The sequence below is a fragment of the Hymenobacter aranciens genome (assembly GCF_030580865.1).
In the GTDB taxonomy this organism is placed as follows: domain Bacteria; phylum Bacteroidota; class Bacteroidia; order Cytophagales; family Hymenobacteraceae; genus Hymenobacter; species Hymenobacter aranciens.
On sequence record NZ_JAUQSY010000003.1, the window covers coordinates 106,972 to 127,191 of the forward strand.

At 63.5% G+C, this 20,220-nt stretch carries 19 protein-coding genes; 3 read left to right on the plus strand and 16 right to left on the minus strand.

Annotation, left to right across the window (positions count from 1 at the left end):
• Nucleotides 1-193: 193 nt before the first annotated feature.
• From Q5H93_RS05045 to Q5H93_RS05110, 14 genes are all read right to left on the minus strand, one after another.
• Nucleotides 194-2,137 (minus strand): DUF3857 domain-containing transglutaminase family protein, encoded by a 1,944-nt coding sequence (locus Q5H93_RS05045; RefSeq protein ID WP_305005408.1) that lies wholly within the window; start codon nt 2,135-2,137, stop codon nt 194-196.
• Nucleotides 2,138-2,173: 36 nt separating this feature from the next.
• Nucleotides 2,174-4,159: a DUF3858 domain-containing protein gene (locus Q5H93_RS05050; RefSeq protein WP_305005409.1), complete on the minus strand. Its 1,986-nt coding sequence runs from the start codon at nt 4,157-4,159 to the stop codon at nt 2,174-2,176.
• 98 nt (nt 4,160-4,257) lie between these two features.
• Entirely contained in the window at nt 4,258-6,222 is a 1,965-nt protein-coding gene (locus Q5H93_RS05055; RefSeq protein WP_305005410.1) for a DUF3858 domain-containing protein, read from the minus strand.
• 116 nt (nt 6,223-6,338) lie between these two features.
• Entirely contained in the window at nt 6,339-7,556 is a 1,218-nt protein-coding gene (locus Q5H93_RS05060; RefSeq protein ID WP_305005411.1) for an MFS transporter, read from the minus strand.
• Between the two features lie 321 nt (nt 7,557-7,877).
• Nucleotides 7,878-8,003, minus strand: coding sequence for a hypothetical protein (locus tag Q5H93_RS05065; protein WP_305005412.1), 126 nt, complete (start codon nt 8,001-8,003; stop codon nt 7,878-7,880).
• 36 nt (nt 8,004-8,039) lie between these two features.
• Complete coding sequence (locus Q5H93_RS05070) at nt 8,040-8,327, minus strand: hypothetical protein (protein ID WP_305005413.1); 288 nt, start codon at nt 8,325-8,327, stop codon at nt 8,040-8,042.
• Between the two features lie 69 nt (nt 8,328-8,396).
• Entirely contained in the window at nt 8,397-8,987 is a 591-nt protein-coding gene (locus Q5H93_RS05075) for a DUF4468 domain-containing protein (RefSeq protein ID WP_305005414.1), read from the minus strand.
• Nucleotides 8,988-8,999: 12 nt separating this feature from the next.
• Nucleotides 9,000-9,221 carry a hypothetical protein gene (locus Q5H93_RS05080; RefSeq protein WP_305005415.1) on the minus strand — a complete coding sequence of 74 codons (222 nt, stop codon included), beginning with the start codon at nt 9,219-9,221 and terminating at the stop codon, nt 9,000-9,002.
• A 32-nt stretch (nt 9,222-9,253) separates the two neighbouring features.
• Nucleotides 9,254-9,430, minus strand: coding sequence for a DUF3606 domain-containing protein (locus Q5H93_RS05085; protein WP_305005416.1), 177 nt, complete (start codon nt 9,428-9,430; stop codon nt 9,254-9,256).
• A gap of 115 nt (nt 9,431-9,545) precedes the next feature.
• Nucleotides 9,546-10,649, minus strand: a complete 1,104-nt coding sequence (locus tag Q5H93_RS05090) for a hypothetical protein (RefSeq protein ID WP_305005417.1) — start codon at nt 10,647-10,649, stop codon at nt 9,546-9,548.
• Nucleotides 10,650-10,761: 112 nt separating this feature from the next.
• Nucleotides 10,762-11,790, minus strand: a complete 1,029-nt coding sequence (locus tag Q5H93_RS05095; protein ID WP_305005418.1) for a hypothetical protein — start codon at nt 11,788-11,790, stop codon at nt 10,762-10,764.
• A gap of 96 nt (nt 11,791-11,886) precedes the next feature.
• Complete coding sequence (locus Q5H93_RS05100; protein ID WP_305005419.1) at nt 11,887-12,390, minus strand: hypothetical protein; 504 nt, start codon at nt 12,388-12,390, stop codon at nt 11,887-11,889.
• The gene (locus Q5H93_RS05105; RefSeq protein ID WP_305005420.1) at nt 12,387-12,788 is read right to left on the minus strand and encodes a hypothetical protein; all 402 of its coding nucleotides are present in this window, start codon (nt 12,786-12,788) and stop codon (nt 12,387-12,389) included. Before Q5H93_RS05105 ends, Q5H93_RS05100 begins: the two co-directional genes overlap by 4 nt.
• A gap of 14 nt (nt 12,789-12,802) precedes the next feature.
• Complete coding sequence (locus tag Q5H93_RS05110; protein WP_305005421.1) at nt 12,803-13,210, minus strand: hypothetical protein; 408 nt, start codon at nt 13,208-13,210, stop codon at nt 12,803-12,805.
• A 185-nt stretch (nt 13,211-13,395) separates the two neighbouring features.
• On the opposite strand from Q5H93_RS05110, the gene Q5H93_RS05115 reads away from it, so the two are divergent.
• Both Q5H93_RS05115 and Q5H93_RS05120 read left to right on the plus strand, forming a co-directional pair.
• Entirely contained in the window at nt 13,396-15,282 is a 1,887-nt protein-coding gene (locus Q5H93_RS05115) for an ABC transporter ATP-binding protein (protein ID WP_305005422.1), read from the plus strand.
• Between the two features lie 317 nt (nt 15,283-15,599).
• Nucleotides 15,600-16,202, plus strand: coding sequence for a DUF4136 domain-containing protein (locus tag Q5H93_RS05120; RefSeq protein WP_305005423.1), 603 nt, complete (start codon nt 15,600-15,602; stop codon nt 16,200-16,202).
• A gap of 53 nt (nt 16,203-16,255) precedes the next feature.
• Here the strand turns inward: Q5H93_RS05120 and Q5H93_RS05125 are convergent, their stop codons facing one another.
• Complete coding sequence (locus Q5H93_RS05125; protein WP_305005424.1) at nt 16,256-17,236, minus strand: XdhC family protein; 981 nt, start codon at nt 17,234-17,236, stop codon at nt 16,256-16,258.
• A 33-nt stretch (nt 17,237-17,269) separates the two neighbouring features.
• Nucleotides 17,270-18,673 (minus strand): urate hydroxylase PuuD, encoded by a 1,404-nt coding sequence (locus Q5H93_RS05130; protein ID WP_305005425.1) that lies wholly within the window; start codon nt 18,671-18,673, stop codon nt 17,270-17,272.
• A gap of 136 nt (nt 18,674-18,809) precedes the next feature.
• Here Q5H93_RS05130 and allB point away from each other — a divergent pair, with 136 nt between their 5' ends.
• Nucleotides 18,810-20,138 (plus strand): allantoinase AllB, encoded by a 1,329-nt coding sequence (gene allB, locus Q5H93_RS05135; RefSeq protein WP_305005426.1) that lies wholly within the window; start codon nt 18,810-18,812, stop codon nt 20,136-20,138.
• Nucleotides 20,139-20,220: the final 82 nt, after the last annotated feature.

The window sequence follows — 20,220 nt, forward strand, 5'->3', positions numbered from 1 at the left end:
GACCAATACCAAAAAAGCATCGTCGGTTTGGCCCAAACTCCCACCTTTTAGAAGTCGTTCCCGCCTGCGGGCAGAAAAAAACGGACAGGGAAATGGGATGTTTCCCAGAGCTGGGGTTAATGCAAGATTAAAAAAGAACGTTGTGCTGAACGCGGAGCCGTCATGCTGAGCGGTTTCGGCGGACTGGTACCGGCTAGCTCTCCGTCTTCACCAGCACCACCTGCGCCTTGTCGGCGATGCTGATTTTGCGGCGGAAATCCACATAACCGGTGTAGGCCGTGCGGGGCAGGTGGGCGCGCTTCAGATCTACACGGCGGATGTACTGCACCGTGCCATCGGGCAAGGCCTGAAAATTATTGGAATACGTGCCGTAGTCGGTGCTGAATTTTACGGCCGTGGGCAGGGCCTCGGGCCTGAAGCCGGCGGGCAGGTGCAGGCGCACGGTGTCGGTGTGCAGGCTGGCGGTGGGCAGCCACAGCTCGGCCTGGCGCTCGCCGATGAGGGCGGGTAGCGCGGGCAGGCGGCTCAGCAGGTTAGGGTTGACGAAGGCGCGCTTGCCGGTGGGCGGTGCGAAGCCCGGCAGCGTCAGGCCCAGGTTTTCGACCACGGCCGGGGCGGTCGGGGTGCTGGCCGCCGCCAGGTTGAATTTGGTGAGCGTGAAGGTGGGCAGCCGAAGGTGCTCGGTCACGTATTTTTTCTGCTCGGCGGGGGCCAGGTCGTGCAGCAGGCTGGCGTACTGGTCCTGCTCCAGGCCGGTGCGCAGGGTGCGGGCGGTAGCGGTGGCGCCGCCCGTGGCATCCAGAAACAAATCGAGGCGGCGCTCCAGGCGGTTGTGGCGGGCGTCGTAGTGCGGGGTGCTCACCAACTGGCCGCCCCGGGGCGTCACCAGCAGCGCGTGGCGGTTGCCGGTAAAGCTGCTCATGTAGCCGAAGGCCTCAGTCTGGCTGGTGCATTCCAGCCACAGCGTGTCGGCCTTGGGAGCCGTCATCGGCACGCAGATGATGGCGTGGTTGAACTGCAGGCTGGGGAAGTCGGGGCGCAGGTCGGCGTGGTGACGGCCGGCGCCCACTAGGGCCACGTAGGCCGGCACGCCGGCAGCGTTCAGTAGCGCCATAGTGTAGTTGCTGAGGGCTTTGCAGTCGCCGTAGCCATTGGTGGCCACCGAGCTGGCCGGGAAAGTCTGCCAGCCGCCAATGCCCAGCTGAATGGAGATGTAGCGGGTGCTGCTCTGCAGCATTTCGTACACCCGCTGCACGCGGGTGCGCACGTCGGGGGCGCCCTGCACTAGGGCCGCCACTTTGGCCACGGTGGCGGGCGGCAGCTGGTCGCGGTTGGCGTTCAGGTCGTAGCTCCACTGGCCCAGGCCCTGCCAAGTGCTGGCATTGCCCTTGTGGCCCTGCACCTCGAAGATGCCGGGCGCCAGGGCCACCATCGGCGTGGTATAGCGCAGGGGAGGGGCCAGCTCTTCCTCTTCCAGCGAAGGCCGGTTGGCCAGTTTCCACTCGTACACTTCCTGGCCGTCGACGGCGCTGTGGCTGAGGGCGGGGCCGGTCCACTGCCGCTCCTGGTAGCGCAGGGGCAGGCTGCCGGGCGTGCTCACGCGCAGGCTGGCGCTTTCCACGGCCAGGCCTTCTTCCGCCTGCGGGGCCCAACTGGGATAAAACAAGGTGTTGTCGGACACCGTTTCGTAGTCGAACTCCACGGTATAAGGCGTTTGGGGCTGGCGCAGGTCGGCGAAGCGCACGCGGGCGTCGCTCATCAGGCTGCCGTCGCGGCCGCCCATGCCCTGGTCGCGGATTTCGGTGCTGCGCAGGGCGTGCAGCAGCTTGCCATCGGCATCGTACACGGCCCCGCGCAGGTAGCTGATGGACGTCAGCGCATCATACGGCGTGGTGAGCAAGCCAAAGTCGTCGCCAGCCTGGTCGAGCACCGTCACCACGTAGTGAATGCTGTGCACCAGCCGGCTGGCCGATTTTACGGTCACCACCTCGTCATCAGCGCGCAGCACGGCGTGCGCGCCCTCGCGCAGGGCCGCCGGAATGGCAGCCACGGGATACTTAGGGGCCGGGGCGGCCGGGCGGCTGGGTGCCGCTTCGGGCAGCGGCAGCAGGGCCAGCAAGGGCAGGAGGAAATTCATAGCAACGAAGGAAAAGCGTAGCGCAAGGCTTCGCAATTAAGCTTTTTTCTTGATGACCAGCTTCTCGGCCTGCTTTTCCAGCATCAGGCGGTAAAACTCGCGCAGGTGCTCGTACTCGGCGGCGGTGTACTCGGGCTTGCGCAGGCTCATGCGGCTGGTAATCTGCAGGCCTGCCTCGGTGGGCGAGGCACTGTACAGGAAGCGGCCGCCGCCCTCGGGCAGGTCAATCACGGCGGGTTTGGGCAGCTCGGCCACCTCGTAGCCGGCGGGCAGGCTCAGGGTCATCAGTGTGGTTTCGTCCTGCGGCATCCCGAAATCCACCGGGTACATGCGGTTGTCGTGGCGGAAGGGGTTCTGGTCGGAGCTGAACTCGCCGAGGGCCCCCAGGTAAAACAGGCCCGCCGTGGCATTGTCATCGGCCGGCTGCGTGAATTCGTAGTCCAGCTTCAGCGGCTGGCTGAGTTCCTGGCGGTTCGAGATGGTGAACTTGGGCACCGTCCAGCTCGAGTGCTGGCTGGCAAACTGGTTGCGGTATTTGGGTTCGCCCTGCTCCTGCAGGGTGCTGCGCTCGGCTGCGGCCGCGTAGCCGCCATATTCCTCGTGCACCGTGCCCGTGATGGCGCCCTGCGCATCAAGTGTCAGCTTAACTTGTTGGTAGTGAGTTTTGCGATGGCTGGGCGTCAGGTCTACCCAGTGGTCGCCGGGCAGGTCTTTCGCCACCACGCGGCCCAGCTTGTTGAGGCAGCGTTCGGGCAGTACGCCGCTGGGCAGCAGCGGTTCCGTAGCATCGAGCAGCATGGCTTTGCCATCGGTGTTGGTCACGCTGGCCACCACGTAGTTGAAGCGTGAAGCCATGGGCTGGGCCAGGTTTACGCGGCCGTTGGTGCGGGTGCTCAGCACCACTGGTTGGGCCGGGATGTTGGCCGTGCGCAGGGCGGCAATCAGTAGCAGGTTCACGTCGGCGGCGTTGCCGCGGTGCTGCTCCAGGTAAATCTTACGCAGCGGGGCCGAGGTATAGATGGTTTCTACATCGTTGTACTTAACGGTATTGCGAACCATGTTGTGAATGGCGGCCACGCGGGTTTCCAGCGTCGCTGTGGGGGACAGGTTCAGCCTGGCCAGCTCGTCCTTCAGGAAACCACCCCGGTTAAGCTGCAGGCCAAACGATTCGTCTTCCAGCAGCGTCGTTTCCACTTTTTCCCAGGTGCGGGTCACGTCGCGGGTCATCACGCCGGGCACCACCAGGCTCGACAGCTCGAAGTCGATACGCGACTCGTAGTCGTCGAGCGTGGTAATGAAGGGCTCCTTGGTCAGGGCCGGCACGTCTTTCATCACCCAGCGCGACTCCGTGGTGCGCACCGGATGCTGCGCAATGATGGTGCTGCCTTCGGTGTGCTCCCGAATGGATAGCGGCAAATATCCTTGCATGAGTGTTTTATAGTCGAACCAATCGGGTACGCTGGTGCGGTACTCGCTCCAGCGCGTGGGAATGGTGCGCTGGAAGCTCCAGCCCGGCAGGCCGGTCGAGTGCTCCGAGATGATGGAGTAGCTGTACTCAATCACGGCGCCTTCGCGCACGTTGGGCATCGTAAACTTGCGCAGGCGCAGCTGCCGGACCACGTCTTCTGTGAACTTGTTGTCGTCTTCCAGCTTGCTTTTTACCAACTCACCATTCACCAGGTTATACGTGTAGCCCTTCAGGTTATACAGCCGCTGGTGGCCATAGAGCGGCACCTGCACGGTAGCCCAGTCAAACCCCGCCTTTTTCTGAATTTTAATCCGCACCACCACTTCCAGCTCACTCTGAAAGTTGTCGGAAGCGTTGGCAATCACGCGGGCGCGGCCAAACTCGGCCAGCACTACGGCCTCGGCGGCGCTATCGGCTGGCAGTAGCTTGGCGTTGAATTCCTTGAGGTCGAGCTTGCCGAACTTTAGCGGCTCGGGCTGGGCCAGGGCCCGGTGCCCACCCAAAGAGGCCGCCGCCAGCAGCAAGACCCGGCAATAGAGTAAAGAAAATTGCATCGATAGAGAAAAATGAAGTGGTGGAAAAGAAAGGTTGAAATTACTGTAAAATTTTTGACAAGATACTAGTTGCTGTATTTTTTTTATTGCGTCCATGCCTACCGCTGCTTTCTGATTTTCAGCTTCTCGGCCTGCTTTTCCAGCATCTGCTGGTGTAGCTCGCGCAACTGCGCATACTCGGCGGCGGCGTACACGGGCTTCCGTAGCGTGAGGCGGCTGCTGAGCTGCAGGGTGTTGCCGGTGGCCGTCACGCTGCAGGCGAAGCGGCCGCCGTTGTCGGGCAGGTCCACGGCTTTCGATTTGGGCACGGCCACCAGCGTGTAGCCGGGCGGCAAAGTCAGGGTCACGAGCAGGGTTTCTTCCTGCCCGGTCCCGAAATCGACCGGGTAAAGCCGACTTTCGGCCAGAAAGGGATTGCGGCCGGGCCCGAAATCGCGCAGCGGACTCAGATAGATAACGTCGAGCGGCCGGTCGCTTTCGGCCTCCAGCCCGAAGCGGTAATCCACGCTGAGCGGCAGCTGGGCACTGTCGCGGTTGGCGATTACGGCGTTGCTCACGGTCATAGTAGGGCGGTAGCGGTTCAGGTTTTTAACAAATTTCTGCTCGCCGCCCTGAACCAGGAATTCGCGGGCTTCGGCCCCGGCGTACCCGGCAAGCTCATCGTGCGTCTCGCCGCTGTAAGCGCCGTCGGGCGCCAGGCGCAGCTGCACCCGCCGCAGCTGCACGTGGCGGTGCCGGGGCTTCACCGCCACCCAGCGCGAGGTGCCGGCGCGCTCGCCCAGCAGCCGGCCCTGCTGGTTGAGGCATTCGTTGGGCAGCAGGTCGTAGGGCAGCTGCGGGTTGGTGGCGTCGAGCAACACTTCCTCGCCGTCGGGCAGCTGCACGTGGGCCACCACGTAGTTGAACTGCGAAAGCTGCGGCGTGCCCAGCTGCACGCGGCCGTGGCTGCGGGTGCTCAGCAGCAGCGGGTTGGCCACAAAGCCGGCGGCCCGCAAGGCAGCCACCAGCAGCAGGTTAACGGTGGCGGCGTTGCCCTGGTGGGTTTCCTGGTAGCTGCGGCGCAGCGGCTCGCTCACCAGCAGGCCCGGTTGGTCATTGCATCTCACGGCGCTGGTTATCAGGGTTCGTACGGCGGCCAGCCGCTGGTGGGCATTAGTGGGCGTGGCGGCGGGCAGCCGCGCTACGTCGGTTTTCAGGAAGGCCGTTTGGCCGAGCTCATGCCCGAATTCCTCGTGCCGTAGCAGCAGGGCGTCGATATGCTCCCAGGTGTCAGTGATGCCATTGCGGGCGTGGTCGGCCAGTTCAAAGCTCAGCTCGTCCACGTAGTCGGCGGTGGTGGTCATGTAAGGCTCGCGGCGCAGGGCAGGTACGTTCTGCATGGCCCAGCGGTAGCGTGGCAGCAGCCCCTGCTCGTCGGCCCGCTCTTCGATGGCCAGCGGCTGGGTGCGCTGCACAAACATCTTGTAGTTAAACCGATGCGGAATCACGGCGCGGTACTCACTCCAGCGCGTCGGGATGCTGGTCTGAAACTGCCAGCCCCGAAACCGTATCACGTAATCCGACAGCAGCGAATAGCTGAACTCAATCACCGAGCCCTCGCGCACGTTGGGCAGCGCAAATTTGTAGAGCGAATACTGGTCGGTCACCTTCTCCAGAAACGCGCTGCTGGCCACCAGCTTGTCCTGCGTCACTTTGCCCGCTACCAGGTTGTAGGTCAGGCCGCGCAGCTCCGTCACTTGCTCGGTTTGGCCGGGCATGCCGTGCCGGAGCAGCACTTCTACCTTCGCCCAGTCGAAGCCCGCTTTTTTCAGAATCTTGATGCGCGTAATCCGGTCGAAGCGCAGCTGTACTTTCTGGGCATCCTCGCGCACGATGCTGCTTTTGCCGTAGTTGCACAGTATCACCGCCGCCGCGGCCGTATCGGCCGCGAAGGGGGCTGCCGTGAGGTACTGGGGCTCCAACTGACCGAAGGTAATGGGGTCGGGCTGGGCCTGGGTAGGGTGGGCGAGGAAGAAACTGAACAGAACCCAGAGGGCAGTCTGAAAGAAGCGTAAGCAGGGCAAAGCGGTAGAAGTGAAGTTCTGATGAATCTTCAAAGTTACGGAATGCCCACGGTGGCCCACGCCTACCTTCGGATATAGCCCGCGAGTCTGTCAGCCCTTATACGGCGCAATTTGGCTTACAAAGCTCGCGCTACATCGCGCCGTAGCGCCAGCAAATAACCCAGCGCCAGCACCACGCAGCCCAGGCTCATGCCGTGCACCCAAGGCAGCCGGGCCGGGTGGTTGTCGAAAATCCAGCCCGCCAGCAGCGCGCCCAGCCCGATGCCTACTTCCAGGGCAATGTACATGGTGGCCACGCCGCGCCCCCGGTGCTCGGGGTGGCTCAGGTCGATGGTCCAGGCGTAGAGCGTGGGCGAGTTGAGCCCCGTGCCCAGCCCAAAAATCACCGCCGCCGCCAGAAACACCGGCACCGACGGCGACCACACCAGCAGCGCCAGCCCCAGGCCCAGTACGGCCGTGCTCCAGCGCAGCACCGGCACCCGCCCGTGGGTGTCGGAAGCACGGCCCGCCACCAGCCGCACCGCCAGCGACGCCACCGTGTAGCAGATGTAAAACAGGCCCTTGCCTTCGCCGGTGAGGCCCAGCAGGCGGCTTTGGTCGGGCACCACCGTCAGCAGCGCGCCGTAGGGGAAGAGGTTGAGCAGCGTCACCACGGCCGGGGCCGTCACGCGGGGTTCCAGCACCTCCTTCCACTTCAGCTTCAGCAGCCCCCAGTGGAAGCGCTGCCGCTGCGCCACGGGCAGCGTTTCGGTGAGCGTGCCCTGCACCAACAGCGACAGCAGCGCCGCCCCGCTGGAGCAGTAAAACATGGTATTCAGCGAGAAATGCGTGGCTACCCACGAGCCGAAGGCCGGCCCCACGGCCATGCCCAGGCTGCCCGTCACGCCCAGCAGGCCCATGGCCTCGCCGCGCCGCTCCACCGGCACAATGTCGGCAATGAAGGCCGCCGTGCCCGTGGGCTTAAACCCCGTGCTGAAGCCGTGCAGCAGCCGCAGCCCCAGAAACCCCGTGACCGTGAGGGCCCAGGGATAGAAAAACCCGCACACAAAGCACACCAGCGAGCCAAACACCATCACCGGAATGCGCCCCACGGTATCGGCCAGCTTCCCCGAAAATGGCCGCGACAAGCCCGCCGTGAGCGTAAACAAGGCAATAATAAACCCCTTGTAGTCGGCCCCGTGCAGCGGCTGCCCGCTCCAGCCCGTGCCGCCCAGGCGGCTGAGGTGGTCGGGGAGCTCGGGCAGTAAGAGGTTGAAGCTAAGGAAAAACAGAAAGGACGACAAACACATCAGCCAGAAGCCTAATGTGTACGTGCGGGCAGGGGGAGTCGGCATGAGTGCCGCAAAGGTCGGGAGGAAGTGGGGTTGGTGTAGCTTGAAAAGCTCCCGTTGCTCCCGAAACAGCTGGTACGGCGCTTGTATGCTAGCGAATGCTTTAGTTGCCTACTTCGCAACCGCCTCCCGCGCCGCCTTAGCCGCCCCGGGCTGCGCGCGGGGCTTCCGGTGCGTTACGGCCCAGATAACAATGCCGATAACCACGCCAATGAGAAGGGCTCGGAAAATGGGGGAGTTTGTATTCATCAGGTTAAGTCAGTTGGGGCTGCCGCGTAGCAGGGGGACTTTTTTACCATGCTGGTTTTGTGTTGACTAACGGCTTTAGTGCAGTTCCGTTCGGTACCAGCTGGCTATTCCATTAGGGAATGAAAGAGGAGAAGGCAGGTACTGATAAGGGCTTTGCAGCGTCAGGCGGTGGTCGGTGAGTTCGGTGATGGTGTAGGGCATCGGACCGGCAGAGCCCTGCCAGCGCAATACAGTGTATCACCTTGCTGGCGACAGGGGGGTGATGCTGTTCACATTGCCTGCGGTGTCGGTGTAGCTCATGGTGGAATCCGCAATGACCGTAGCGGCGCCGGGCCTCGACGCGAACGTAGTCCGGTCGATATAGACGTAATCGCGGCTGTAGTAACGTTCCTCCGAGCCCTCATTGGTCCAGCGTCCTTGCAGGGTGGTGGCAGCAGCGACCGGCTTGGGGTCGTTGCTGCTCGAACACCCCGAGGCGGCAAGAGCGAAGCCCGCAACCAGAACGTATTGTAAGCGGAAGGCCATGTAAACAGGTTAATTAGGGCGTTGGCACCCGCTCCCCCGCGCTGGAGGATTCAGGCGCTGCAGCGGTAGTTAAAAGTCACTTGGGTCTTTGCCTTTAGCCTGCAGGGCGGCGTCGAGGCTGGCGATTTCGGCTTGCACCTGCTGGTCAACCTTGGCCAGGGTGGCGGCCCAGGCCTTCTTGCTGAAGCCGGGGATGGGCGCGGCGGGGTCGAGCGGGAAACGGGTGACGTCGCGGGAACTGACGCCCTTGAGCGACAAGTCCGTGAGCACGTATTTGTAGCGGCCGTCCTTGAGGTAGAGACTCAGGGTTTGCTCAAGCAGCATGGTAGATGGCTGGGGCACACCGAGCATGGCCATGCCCACGTTGGGAGCCGCGAGCGTTACTACCATAAAGCCTTTGGCGACAAGCTTGCCTTGCTCGGCGTCCTTAAGCTGCACGGCGTCGTTGGCCGACTGGTAGGTTCTGGCCATCCACTCCAAGCCCCGGGCGTAGAGCTGGGCTTTCGTGGCACCGGGCGCTTCAACTACGCCGGTGTAGGTGACGGCCCGGGTATCGGGGTCGACGGGCAGCACTGGAACGGACGCATCGGCCTTTGCCTTTTGGGCCCGGGCGATGGGAGCGGCCAGGAGCAGCACCCCGATAAGTAGAGCATGCTTCATTTATTCAGTGGTTTAGCCTCCCGCGCCGGCGGCTTCAGGGGCTTCGGTGGGGAGTGGTGAGCGGGCATCTTGCGGCTGGCAAATGCTGCTGACAGCTCCGCCCGAGGAAGCGGCGTGCGGGCAGCCTGCGGCCGGCTGGCGGCGGGAGGCGTTGGGGCTTTGGGGGGTGGTGCGGCCGGCCCAGCACATGAAGAGCAGCAGGAGGAAGCCAAGGCCAAACAAGAGCTTGTTCATAGAAAAATTAATGAGCTGCACCCACCGGCTCCTCACCGGTTCAGGTATCCCCGCACATCCACCGCCAGCACGCCCACGGCGAGCACGGCGTTACGCAGCCGGGTTTCGGTGCAGTTCAGGGTGTGGCACCAGTAATTGACCTCGTTGGTGGAGAGGACGTTTACGCGGGCGGGGTCGGCGGGGGGGGGAGTGGTGTGGGGGCTGGACATGGTAGAAAGATAATGAGAAAGCCGCGGGAGCGGCAGCCCCGGCTTCGGGCGCCCTATCCTGATTTTGACTTTGAGTAAGGTAAAAGCTTAGAGCCGGGCGCCCTGCGGTGGCGGCTTACTTCGCGGGCGTTTCGTTTTTCGCCAGGTAGGCGGCCGTCAATTTCAGGGTGCCCTTGTAGGCCTCGTACAGCTGGGTCGAAGCAACTACGCGGTTGTTGTAGCTCTGCATTTCCTTGTCGATGCTGCGCACGGCGGCTTTCACTTCGCTCCGGAGGGCTTTTTGGTCGCTGGCTGGGTTGGCCACGGCCCTTGCTGCCAGGGCGTTAAATGCGCGCACGGCTTCGGCCAGCTGGGCGCCGGCCGCCAGCTTGTCGGCCTGCGCGGCGGCGCCGATGAGCTGGGTGGCCGTGGCCTGGTCGAAGGTGTCGTTGGCCAGCATCTCGTCGAGCCGGCCGATAGCAAAGGGGGCAGGCACCGGCGTGGCCCCGGCAAGGTCGTAGCCCAGCAGCTCGCCCGTGAGCGTGGCCAGCGCATTGCTGTGTGCCACTAGCTTACCGCGCAGCTGCGGGCCATCCTGCTGGCTCCACCAGGAACTGCTCTGCAGCTCCTGGCTGATGTTGTGCAGGTCTTCGAGGCCTTTCAGCGGCAGCGTCTGGGCCTGCAGGGCGCTGGTTATCTGGCCCGGCAGAAACACATCCTGGTAGTTTTTCACCGTGAGCCGGGTGAGCTGCCGGGCGTCTTCTTTTTGCTGGGCGGCCGCCTGCTGGGCATCGGCAGCGGGCTGCTCCAGGCGCTTGCGCTGTTGGGTCTCGCTCAGCTGCGCCACCTGTTCGGTGGCTTTCTGCTCGGCCAGGCGCTGCAGGTTCTGGTCGGCGGCCAGCTGCTGCAGGCTGCGGCGGCGCTGCAGGGCTTGTTGTTGGCGGGCCGCCATCTGCCACATCATCTGGCTTTGCTGCATCTGCTGCATGCGCGCCTGGTGCTGCTGCTGAGTCATCTGGTGGTAGCTCTGCGCCATCTGCATTTGCTGGGCCTGCTGTTTTTGAAACTGCTGGTGCGCCTGCTGCTGCGACTGCCGCTGCGCCTGCAAGCTATTATTGAGGTAGCTATTGTTGGGGGCAGGCGTGTAGAGGGGCCGGGTCGGGGTGGGGCTGTTCATGGGGCGATACTGCGCAACAGCCGACAGCGGCAGCAAAAGCAATAGAAGTAGCGAGTGCTTCATAATAATAAGGGGGGCGGGGTTACTGGCCGCAGCTGCAAAAATACGCAGTAGATTTTCCGCAACTCGCGGCGGCAGCTTCGTTTTCAGGCCATAAGAATGAGCGCGGCCAGCATCAGCCGCCGCTGGCCTGGGTGAGGTAGCTGGCCGTGGCCTGCAGCAGGCTCTGCTGCACCTGCAGCAGGCTACCGGCAGTGATAATGCGGGCGTTGTAGCGCTCCATTTCCTGGTTTGCAATCCGCACGCTCTCGCGTATTTCCTGCTGCCGGTTTTGCTGGGTTTCGGCGGCCGGCGGGGTAGTGGCCAGCGCCGCCACCTGGGCATTGAGCGACTGGAGGGCGGCTACCAGCGGCCCACTAGCGGCCAGCTTATCGGCTTGGTTGGCGCTGAGCAGCAGCTGGTCGGCCACCGACTGGTCGAAATAGCCCCGCGCCATGGGCACCTCGAAGCTGCTGGTGGCCAGCGGCAGCGGCGCCGGGGCTGGCAGGGTAATGTCGTAGCCCAGTAGCTCGCTGGCGAGCGTGGTCAGGGTTTGGCTGTGCGCCGCCAGGGCTGCGGGCGGCTTGCTCCACTCGGCTTTGCTTTGCAGGGCTTTGGTGGCCGCGTTCCAGTCCTGCTGCGCCCGGGCCGACAGCATCCGCGAGCGCAGAGCGCTGGTCAGGCGGCCGGGCAGGTACACCTCCCGGTAGTTTTCGACCAGCAGCTGGGTGAGCTGCTGCATATCCTGCCGCAGCTGCACCGTGGCCAGCTGCTCATCCTGGGCGGGGGCGGCCAGCCGCTTGCGCTGCTGCTCCCGCACGAGCTGGGTGTGCCGGGCGGCGGCTTGCTGCTCGGCCTCGGCCTGCCGCTTCTGCGCGGCGGCAATTTCCGGCGCCGACTGGCGGCGCAACGCCAGCTGCTGCTGCGTGGCTTCCTGCTGCAGCTGGGCCGGCTGCGGCTGGCTGGGGCGCCGGGCGCTGGCCGGGCGCTGCAGCTGCTTTTCCATCATTCGGCGCTGAAATTCCCGCTCGGGGTAGTTGCGCTGCTGCTGCTGCACGCGGAAGTTATAGTTGGACTGAGAGGTCGTCGGGCGCGGGTTGAAGGTGCTCGACTGCGCCATCACGGGCAGCGGCAGGGCCAGCAGGAGGAGTAGGGAAAGTTTCATAGGCACTACAGATTCTACCCCTAAGTAAGGTGAAAGTTGGAAATCAGGCCCCAAACCAAGGGTCGCCGTCACGCCCCGGCCGGCCGCAGGCCGGCTTCAGTCCCGCAACCAGACCGCGCCCCGCAGCGTCAGAAAATAGCAAGCCACCACGCCCAGCGCATTGTAGGGCATCGACAGTAGCAGTATCAACCAGCCGATTAGCAAGCCATCCCCGGCGCCGATGAGCAGTACGGCCGGCCAGTTGGCGGGGAAATAGCCGGCCTGCATATCGTGCAGGTGCCACAGCGCCCCGCCCACCGGCGAGCTCAGCAGCACCGTACCCACCACCAGCAGGGCCGTGGCCCCGAGGCGCCGCCCCAGCGGCTGCCGGGCAATGGCCGGGGCGTGGCGGGCCGCCAGCAGGCCGTAGCAAAAGCAGCACACCGCAATGTAAGGCAGCGGGTGCCGGTCGTGGTAATCCAGCATCCGGTACCAGCTCCCGAATACCCGGTGGCCGGGCAGCAGCGCCCGCAGCAGGAAGTAGCCGGCCGTGGCCAGCGCCAGGCTGCTCAGCCAGAAGAACAATAGGCGCCGGCCGAACGCGCCAGTGGCGGCGCTCATTCGCCGGCGGCCCAGGCGCGGGCGGCCGTCAGGTCGTCGAAGCGGCGGATTTCGTAGCTGATGGCCGGCATCGCCCGCTCATACATGCCCGCAATAGTGCGGCGGTTTAGGGCATCCTCCGATTCGAGCAGGGCGAAGCGGCGCAGTCCCAGGTTTTCGAGCACCAGCAGCACTTCGTCGTGGGTCCATTCCAGGTCGCGGGGGCGCACGGCGCCCAGCTGGCGGTCGTCGGCAATCCAGCCCAGCACGCGGTGCTGGCGGGCAATTTCAACGGCTTGCTCGATGGCCGACCGGAAATCGGCGCTGGGGGCAAAGCCCAGCCAGTGCGTTTCGAGAGTCGGGATGGGGCCTTCGTGGAGGTTCACCTCCAGGTAAGGAAACGAAAGAACGGTGCGCATGAGGACAAAGGGTGTTACTGAGCTTGTATGGCCCAGGTTCGGGCATCGTCGGCCGAGGTGAACGTTTGGCTGAGAATAGCGGTGTCCGGGATGATTTCGGATAAAAAAGACTTGATACCCATGCGGTTCATGGCATCCTGTGAGTCGATGACGGCTAGCCGGCGCACCCCCAGCTGGTCGAGGGGTGTCATCACGTTGGGCCCCATCCATTCGTAGTCTTTGGTGCGCAGGGCGCGCAGCAGGCGGTTGTCGGCAATGTAGGCTTTCACCTGATACTGCCGGGCCAGGCGCAGCACTTCGAGCAGCGAGGCCCGCAGCGTGTCGCTGTTCACAAAATCCAGCCACTGCACTTCCAGGGTATTGTGGCTGGGGCCGGAATGGAGAAATACGTTGATAAGGGGAGCCGAGAAAACCTTCTCCATAGTGTGGGATAATAGAAAGATAGTGCGATGCTTACGGCGGGTGGCCGGGCACCGTTATGGCTGTAAAGCTAGGCAAGAAAGAGTATCCGTTATACTGCCAAAACGGCTACTTGCCGGTTTCGGTCCCAAGTTTGGCGCTGCGAACCGTGAGCGGTACTCCGCCCATCTTGCACCAATTTCCTGCGATGTCCTGGATTTCTTCCCTCATCACCGCCATCCAAACCCGCCGCCGCAAGCGCCGCCAACCCGACGCCACCCAGGTGAGCGTGCGCGAGCGGGTGAATGCCCTGCGCCATCTGCCCGCCTTTTTGCGGCTGGTGTGGGCTACCAGCCCGGCCCTCACCCTCGGCAATGCGGCCCTGCGCCTGTTGCGCGCCGGCCTGCCGCTGGCCACGCTCTACGTGGCCAAGCTCATTCTCGACGCCGTGGTGGACCTCACCCAGCTGCCGCCCGAGCAGCGCCAGCTCGGGCCGGTGCTGGGGCTGGTGGCGCTGGAGTTCGGCCTCGCCATTCTGGCCGATGCCCTGGGCCGCACCGTGGCCCTGCTCGACAGCCTGCTCGGCGACCTCTTCGCCAACCGCACCTCGGTGCAGCTCATGCAACACGCCGCCGAGCTCGACCTCGACCAGTTCGAAGACAGCGCCTTCTACGACAAGCTCGAACGCGCCCGGCGCCAGACGCTCTCGCGTACCGTGCTGCTGAGTCAGGTACTAAGCCAGGCGCAGGACGTCATCACGATGGTGCTGCTGGCCGTGGGGCTCGTCGCCTTCAACCCCTGGCTGCTGCTGCTCCTGCTGCTGGCCGTGGTGCCCGCCTTCCTGGGCGAGTCGCACTTCAACGAGCGCAGCTACTCGCTGGTGCACTCCTGGACGCCCGAGCGCCGCGAGCTCGATTACCTGCGCCAGACCGGTGCCAGTGACGAAACGGCCAAGGAAGTCAAGATTTTTGGGCTGTCCGATTTTCTGATTGAGCGGTTTCGGGAGCTGTCCGAGAATTTCTACCGCCAAAACAAAGTGCTGGCGCTGCGCCGCGCCGGCTGGGGTACGCTCTTCGCCGCCGTGGGCGCGGCCGGCTACTACGGCGCTTATGTGTTCATCATCACCCAAGCCATGCACAGGCACATCTCGGTGGGCCAGCTGACTTTTCTGGCCGGCTCCTTCGCCCGCATGCGCAGCCTGCTCGAAGGCATTCTGAGCCGCTTCAGCTCGGTGGCCGACGGGGCCTTGTATTTGCAGGATTTCTTCGATTTCTTTGCCCTGCGGCCGCGCATCATCCGGCCCGTCGAGGGCGTGCCGGTGCGGCCCTTTCCCCGGCCCATACGGCTGGGCTTCGAGTTTGAGAACGTCGGGTTTCAGTATAAAAATGGTACAAAATGGGCCATTCGCAACCTGTCGTTCACGCTGCGAGCGGGCGAAAAGCTGGCCCTGGTGGGCGAAAACGGCGCCGGTAAAACCACGCTGGTCAAGCTGCTGGCCCGCCTCTACGACCCCGCCGAAGGCCGCATCCTGCTCGATGGTCACGACCTGCGCGAGTACGACCCCGCCGAGCTGCGCCAGGAAATCGGCGTCATCTTCCAGGATTTTGTGCGCTTCCAGCTGCCCGCCGGCCAGAACCTGGCCGTGGGCCGCATCAGCGAGCGCAACAACCAGGCCCGCATCGAGGACGCCGCCCACCAGAGCCTGGCCGATGCCGTCATCGCCAAGCTGCCACTGGGTTACGAGCAGATGATTGGCCGCCGCTTCAACGGCGGCGTGGACCTGAGCGGCGGCGAGTGGCAGAAAATTGCTCTCGGCCGCGCCTACATGCGCGACGCCCAGCTACTCATCCTCGACGAGCCCACCGCCGCCCTTGACGCCCGCGCCGAATACGAAGTTTTCCAGCGCTTCAACGAGCTGACGCAGGGCAAAACGGCCGTGCTCATCAGCCACCGTTTCAGCACCGTGCGCATGGCCGACCGCATCCTGGTGATTGAAAACGGGCAGTTTGTGGAAATCGGCTCGCACGAAGAATTACTGTCCAAGGGCGGACGCTATGCAGAATTATTTCAGCTGCAGGCGGCTGGATACCAATAGTGACGGGCCTGGTTTGGGCAACCGGTCGGACGCCCCAGGCGCCTGACCGGTTGAGCTTTTGCGCCATTACAGCTAAACTTCGTAAATTCAGACCGGTAAAAGCCGGGCGGAGCACAAAAGGGTAACCTGACCCCGCGAGGCAACTACAATCCGATTGACTTCCGATTGGCGTAGTAGTACTGGGCGCCGCAAATACCGCCCTCCGGATGCTGGAAACGGGTTTTTGCTTGAAAAGAAGTATGATTTTTTACGGCCGATGTAACTGCAAGCCGCTAACATTGGTATTATTAGCTCTGATTTAACCGCTGCGCATTCCTATGAAGAACCCATTACGCTTACTCGGTTTCACGTTGTTATTGCCCGTGCTCGGCGGCTGCTTCACGCTGCACGAGTCGCGCATCGAGTCGGACTACAGCTACAGCGGCGATTTCCGCTACTACAAAACCTACGATTTTATGCGCGAGCCCAGCCAGGCCGGCGACACCACGCACCTGTCGGCCATGCTGCGCGAAGCCATCAACACGCGCCTGCGGCAGCAGGGCTACCACCCCGCCACCCGCCGCCCCGATTTGCTAATCAGCTACCGCCTGTTTGAAGGCACGATGCGGATGCGTGGCTACGACCAGCCAGATATCCAGGACTGGGTGGCCAACGGCGTGGTGCAGAAAGAAGACGCCGACGAAAACAGCGAGCACGAAAGCTACCACCCCACGCGGGTGCTGCTTACCAATGGCACCCTCTTAATCACGCTGGTCGATGCCCGCAGCCAGCGCGCCGTCTGGAACGGCTACGCCTCGGGCGTGGAGGTGCCCGACAACGCCCTGGCCGAAGTGGTGATGCGCCGCTCGGTGCGCTCCATTTTCGACCGGTACCGGGTGTTTACCCAAGGATTTCTGGTTAACCCGGATGAGCGGCAGTAAAATAATGATTAGTGGTTAATGATTAGTGGTTAATGTCGTTCAAAAAGCGTAATTCACCACTCACCATTCACCATTAAATTTCGCACCCCAATCAACTCCGCCGCTACGCTAATGGCAATTTCCTCCGGAGTGCGGCTATTAATGGCCACACCAATAGGCCCGCGCAGGCGTTCCAGCGCCTCCTCCGCAAAGCCTGCCTCCCGCAAAACCCGGCGCAGCTCGGCTAGCTTGGCGGCGCTGCCCATCACGCCGAGGTAGCGGCAGGGGCGGCCGAGTAACTGACGCAATACCAAGGCATCGCTACGGTAGCCCACGGTCATCACCACCACGTACTGGTGCGGGTTTTCGGGAATTTCAACCAGGATGTTATCGTAGCTGATGCGCCGCCGGTGGTGGGCATAAATATTGGCGTCCAGCGTAGGCAGGTCGGCGCGGTCGTCGAGCACGGTGAGCTCGAAATCGAGCTGGGCCAGCACCCGCGAGAGGGCCAGGCTGACGTGGCCGCCGCCCACTAGCGTGAGCTGGTCGCGCAAACCCAGCCGTTCGCGGTAGCGCCAACTGGGGCCGGGCGCGTAGTCGTAGAAACCGGAAAACCCCGCCGGGCTAGTCTGGCGCAGGCCGGCGGCGCTGAGCTCGAAAGCGCCGGGCGAGTGCGTTTGCAAGGCCTGCTCAATGGCCATTACCGTGAACAAATCCAGCGTCGTGAGCGGCAGCAGCAGCACTTCCTGCTCGCCCGAGCACATCATGCCCGAGCGGTCGGCCGGCGCCTCCCGCCGGTGAATCTGCGGGCGCAGCAGGGGCGTTACCTCGGCATTCAGCAGGCGCTGGCGGGCCAGCTCCACCCACTTGTGCTCCATGATGCCGCCGCCGATGGAGCCGGCTATGGCGTTGGCCGTCACGGCCATCTTGAAGCCCTGGCGGCCGGGGCTGCTGCCCTCGCTGCGCACCACGCACAGCAGGGCCACGGGCACGCCCGCGCCGAGGCTGGCAGCGGCCAGGGTCCAGACGGGCAGGTCGCGGGAGTGGGCAGGCATTTTTTTTAATTAATAATTATTAATTAAAAATTATTAATTTTTTGCGCCCTGCTCAATCCAGCACCGAAGGATGTCGCGCTCCTCCTGCGTCATCTCGGTTTTGTTGTTCTGTGGCATCGTTTTCGTTACCACCACGCGCTGCATGATTTTGTCCTTGAGACGAATGATGTCATCGGGCGAGTCGTAGACCACGCCGTTGGGCGCGGTCTTGAATATGTCGTCGGTGGGCTTGGCGGAGTGGCAGCGCACGCAGCGGGCCTGCACGATTTGGTTTACCTGGGCCATGCTGACTTGCTGGGTGCAGGCCGGGGCGCCGGCAGTGTCGTTTTTGGGAGCCGTGACGAAGGCCACCGCCAGCAGCAAGCCCACCGAGGCGGGCAGTACCCAGGTGCTGGGCAGGTGCTTTTCGCGCAGGTTGAGCCAGTGCTTCATGCCGGCCGTGCCCAGCGTGATGGCCGCCAGCACCAACCAGGGCTGACTGTGGCTGAAGGTGCTGGGAAAGTGGTTGCTGACCATCACGAACAGCACCGGCAGCGTGAAATAGTTGTTGTGCAGCGAGCGCAGCAGGGCGTTTTTGCCCAGCGTCGGGTCGAGCGGCTGGCCCAGGGTGGCGGCCTTCACCATGGCCTTCTGGGCCGGGATGATGGTGAAGAATACGTTGCCCACCATGAGCGTACCCAGCATGGCGCCGAAGTGAATGTAGGCCGCCCGGGCGCTGAATACCTGGCAGTAGAAATACGCAAAGCCGGTGGCTACCAGCAGCCCGAAAGCCGCAAACCACAGCCCTTTGCGGGCAAACTCAGTCTTGCACAGCGCATCGTACACCAGCCAGGCCACCACAAACGAGCCCACGCCAATGCCCACGCCCGTGAGCGGCGCCATGGCCAGCACCTTAGGGTCGATAAGCATAGAGCTGGCGTTGAAGTAGTACACCACGAATAGCAGGCTGAAACCCGACAGCCAGGTGAAGTAGGCTTCGTACTTAAACCAGTGCAGGCTCTTGGGTATCTCTTTGGGGGCCAGCTTATACTTCTCCAAATAATAAAAGCCGCCGCCGTGCACGGCCCAGAGGTTGCCGGCCAGCTCGTCGCGCACGTTGTCGGTGCGGTTGAGGGCGTTTTCGAGGAAGACGAAGTAGAACGAGGCACCAATCCAGGCGATGCCGAAGGTGATGTGCATCAGGCGCACCACGATGTTGAGCCACTCCATGAGGTGGCCTTCCCAGGGCGTGCCGCGCAGGTACACGTAGCCCACGCCCAGCACGTAGAACACCGTGAGCAGGATGAGAACGTAGCTGAAACCCTGCACCGTGAAGCTGCCGTCGCCGAGCGGGGCGCCGCCCGGGCGGCTGCGGGCGAAGCGCTGCAGGGCGTAAATGATGCCCACGAGCAGCCCGAGAACGACCAGCAGCAGGCAGGGAATTAGAAAGGAAAGCATGGCTGAAATAGGAAGCGGCGGGGTGGGAGCGTGCAAGAACCAAAGAGTTTCCTGACTTTTGCAATCTTTTCCAAAAGCCGGCCGCCCCAATTGGAGCGGAAAAAGGCCACCAAGTTAGCGCTAAAACCCGTCGTTTATGTCTGCTTTCGCTTTGCGCAGCCGCCAAGTGGTGTTTCCCGATGGCGTGCGCGCCGCCACTTTGCTGCTTGATAATGGCCGCATTGCCGAAGTGCTGCCCTACGAAGCCGAGCTGGCCTGCCCGGGGCAGGACGTGGGCGCGCGCGCCATCCTGCCCGGCGTTATCGACCCGCACGTGCACCTCAACGAGCCCGGCCGCACCCACTGGGAGGGCTTCGACACGGGCACCCGCGCCGCGCTGGCCGGCGGCCTCACCACGCTCGTGGACATGCCGCTGAACTCGGCTCCGGTGACGACCTCGGTAGCCAGTTTAGAAATAAAGCGCGCCGCCACCGCCGGCCAATTGCACACCAACGTGGGCTTCTGGGGCGGTATCGTGCCCGGCAACGCGGGTGAGGTGGAAGGCCTGATTGCGGCCGGCGTGCTGGGCTTTAAAGCCTTCCTGACGCACTCCGGCATCGACGATTTTCCCAACGCCACCGAGGCCGACCTGCGCCAGGTGATGCCGCTGCTGGCCCGCCACGGCCTGCCGCTGCTGGTGCACTGCGAACTGAGCCAGGACGACGACTGGGCCGCCCGCTGCGATTCGCGCCAGTACCCGAATTACCTGGCTTCGCGCCCCAAAAGCTGGGAAGACGAGGCTATTGCCCTCATGATTCGCCTCTGCGCCGAAACTGGCTGCCGCACGCACATCGTGCACCTATCGTCGGCCAATTCCATTGCGCCCATCGCCGCTGCCCGGGCCCGGGGCCTGCCGCTGACGGTGGAAACCGGACAGCACTACCTGTTTTTCAACGCCGAGGAAATAGGCGAGGGCCAAACGCAGTTCAAGTGTGCGCCGCCCATCCGCGAGCGGGCGAATAACGAGCAGCTCTGGCAGGCGCTGGAAAGCGGCCTCATCGACTTCGTGGCCACCGACCACTCGCCCGCGCCGCCCGACCTCAAGCAGCTCGCCAGCGGCGACTTTGCCACGGCCTGGGGCGGCATCGCCTCGCTGCAGCTGGCCCTGCCGGTGCTGTGGACGGCCGCCCACCGGCGCGGCGCCACGCTGCCCGACCTGGCCCGCTGGCTGAGCGCGAACCCAGCCAAACTTATCGGCTTTGAAGGCCGAAAAGGCCAGATTGCCCCCGGCTACGATGCCGATTTGCTGGTGCTGGATGCCGAACAGGAGTTCGTGGTGCAGGAAGCCGATTTGCACCACCGCCATAAGGTGTCGCCCTATCTCGGGCAGACCCTGCGCGGCGTGGTGGAGCAGACCTTTCTGCGCGGGCAGGAAACGTACCGGCGGCCGGAGTTTCGACAATTAAACCAGGGTGAATTGCTATAGAAAAGGTGCTGGGTGTTTGGTATTAGGTGTTGGGCTTTAAATCTTCCCAATACCAAACACCGAAAACCAAATACCCAACACC

What these genes read in the sequence shown, in the direction of transcription:
- Q5H93_RS05065 (WP_305005412.1), bottom strand. Translation starts at nt 8,003, where the DNA reads ATGCCCTACACCATCACCGAACTCACCGACCACCGCCTGACGCTGCAA.
- Q5H93_RS05085 (WP_305005416.1), bottom strand. Translation starts at nt 9,430, where the DNA reads ATGTCCAGCCCCCACACCACTCCCCCCCCCGCCGACCCCGCCCGCGTA.
- Q5H93_RS05070 (WP_305005413.1), bottom strand. Translation starts at nt 8,327, where the DNA reads ATGGCCTTCCGCTTACAATACGTTCTGGTTGCGGGCTTCGCTCTTGCC.
- Q5H93_RS05090 (WP_305005417.1), bottom strand. Translation starts at nt 10,649, where the DNA reads ATGAAGCACTCGCTACTTCTATTGCTTTTGCTGCCGCTGTCGGCTGTT.
- Q5H93_RS05110 (WP_305005421.1), bottom strand. Translation starts at nt 13,210, where the DNA reads ATGGAGAAGGTTTTCTCGGCTCCCCTTATCAACGTATTTCTCCATTCC.
- Q5H93_RS05105 (WP_305005420.1), bottom strand. Translation starts at nt 12,788, where the DNA reads ATGCGCACCGTTCTTTCGTTTCCTTACCTGGAGGTGAACCTCCACGAA.
- Q5H93_RS05125 (WP_305005424.1), bottom strand. Translation starts at nt 17,236, where the DNA reads ATGCCTGCCCACTCCCGCGACCTGCCCGTCTGGACCCTGGCCGCTGCC.
- Q5H93_RS05080 (WP_305005415.1), bottom strand. Translation starts at nt 9,221, where the DNA reads ATGAACAAGCTCTTGTTTGGCCTTGGCTTCCTCCTGCTGCTCTTCATG.
- Q5H93_RS05095 (WP_305005418.1), bottom strand. Translation starts at nt 11,790, where the DNA reads ATGAAACTTTCCCTACTCCTCCTGCTGGCCCTGCCGCTGCCCGTGATG.
- Q5H93_RS05100 (WP_305005419.1), bottom strand. Translation starts at nt 12,390, where the DNA reads ATGAGCGCCGCCACTGGCGCGTTCGGCCGGCGCCTATTGTTCTTCTGG.
- Q5H93_RS05045 (WP_305005408.1), bottom strand. Translation starts at nt 2,137, where the DNA reads ATGAATTTCCTCCTGCCCTTGCTGGCCCTGCTGCCGCTGCCCGAAGCG.
- Q5H93_RS05060 (WP_305005411.1), bottom strand. Translation starts at nt 7,556, where the DNA reads ATGCCGACTCCCCCTGCCCGCACGTACACATTAGGCTTCTGGCTGATG.
- Q5H93_RS05075 (WP_305005414.1), bottom strand. Translation starts at nt 8,987, where the DNA reads ATGAAGCATGCTCTACTTATCGGGGTGCTGCTCCTGGCCGCTCCCATC.
- allB (WP_305005426.1), top strand. Translation starts at nt 18,810, where the DNA reads ATGTCTGCTTTCGCTTTGCGCAGCCGCCAAGTGGTGTTTCCCGATGGC.
- Q5H93_RS05130 (WP_305005425.1), bottom strand. Translation starts at nt 18,673, where the DNA reads ATGCTTTCCTTTCTAATTCCCTGCCTGCTGCTGGTCGTTCTCGGGCTG.
- Q5H93_RS05115 (WP_305005422.1), top strand. Translation starts at nt 13,396, where the DNA reads ATGTCCTGGATTTCTTCCCTCATCACCGCCATCCAAACCCGCCGCCGC.
- Q5H93_RS05050 (WP_305005409.1), bottom strand. Translation starts at nt 4,159, where the DNA reads ATGCAATTTTCTTTACTCTATTGCCGGGTCTTGCTGCTGGCGGCGGCC.
- Q5H93_RS05120 (WP_305005423.1), top strand. Translation starts at nt 15,600, where the DNA reads ATGAAGAACCCATTACGCTTACTCGGTTTCACGTTGTTATTGCCCGTG.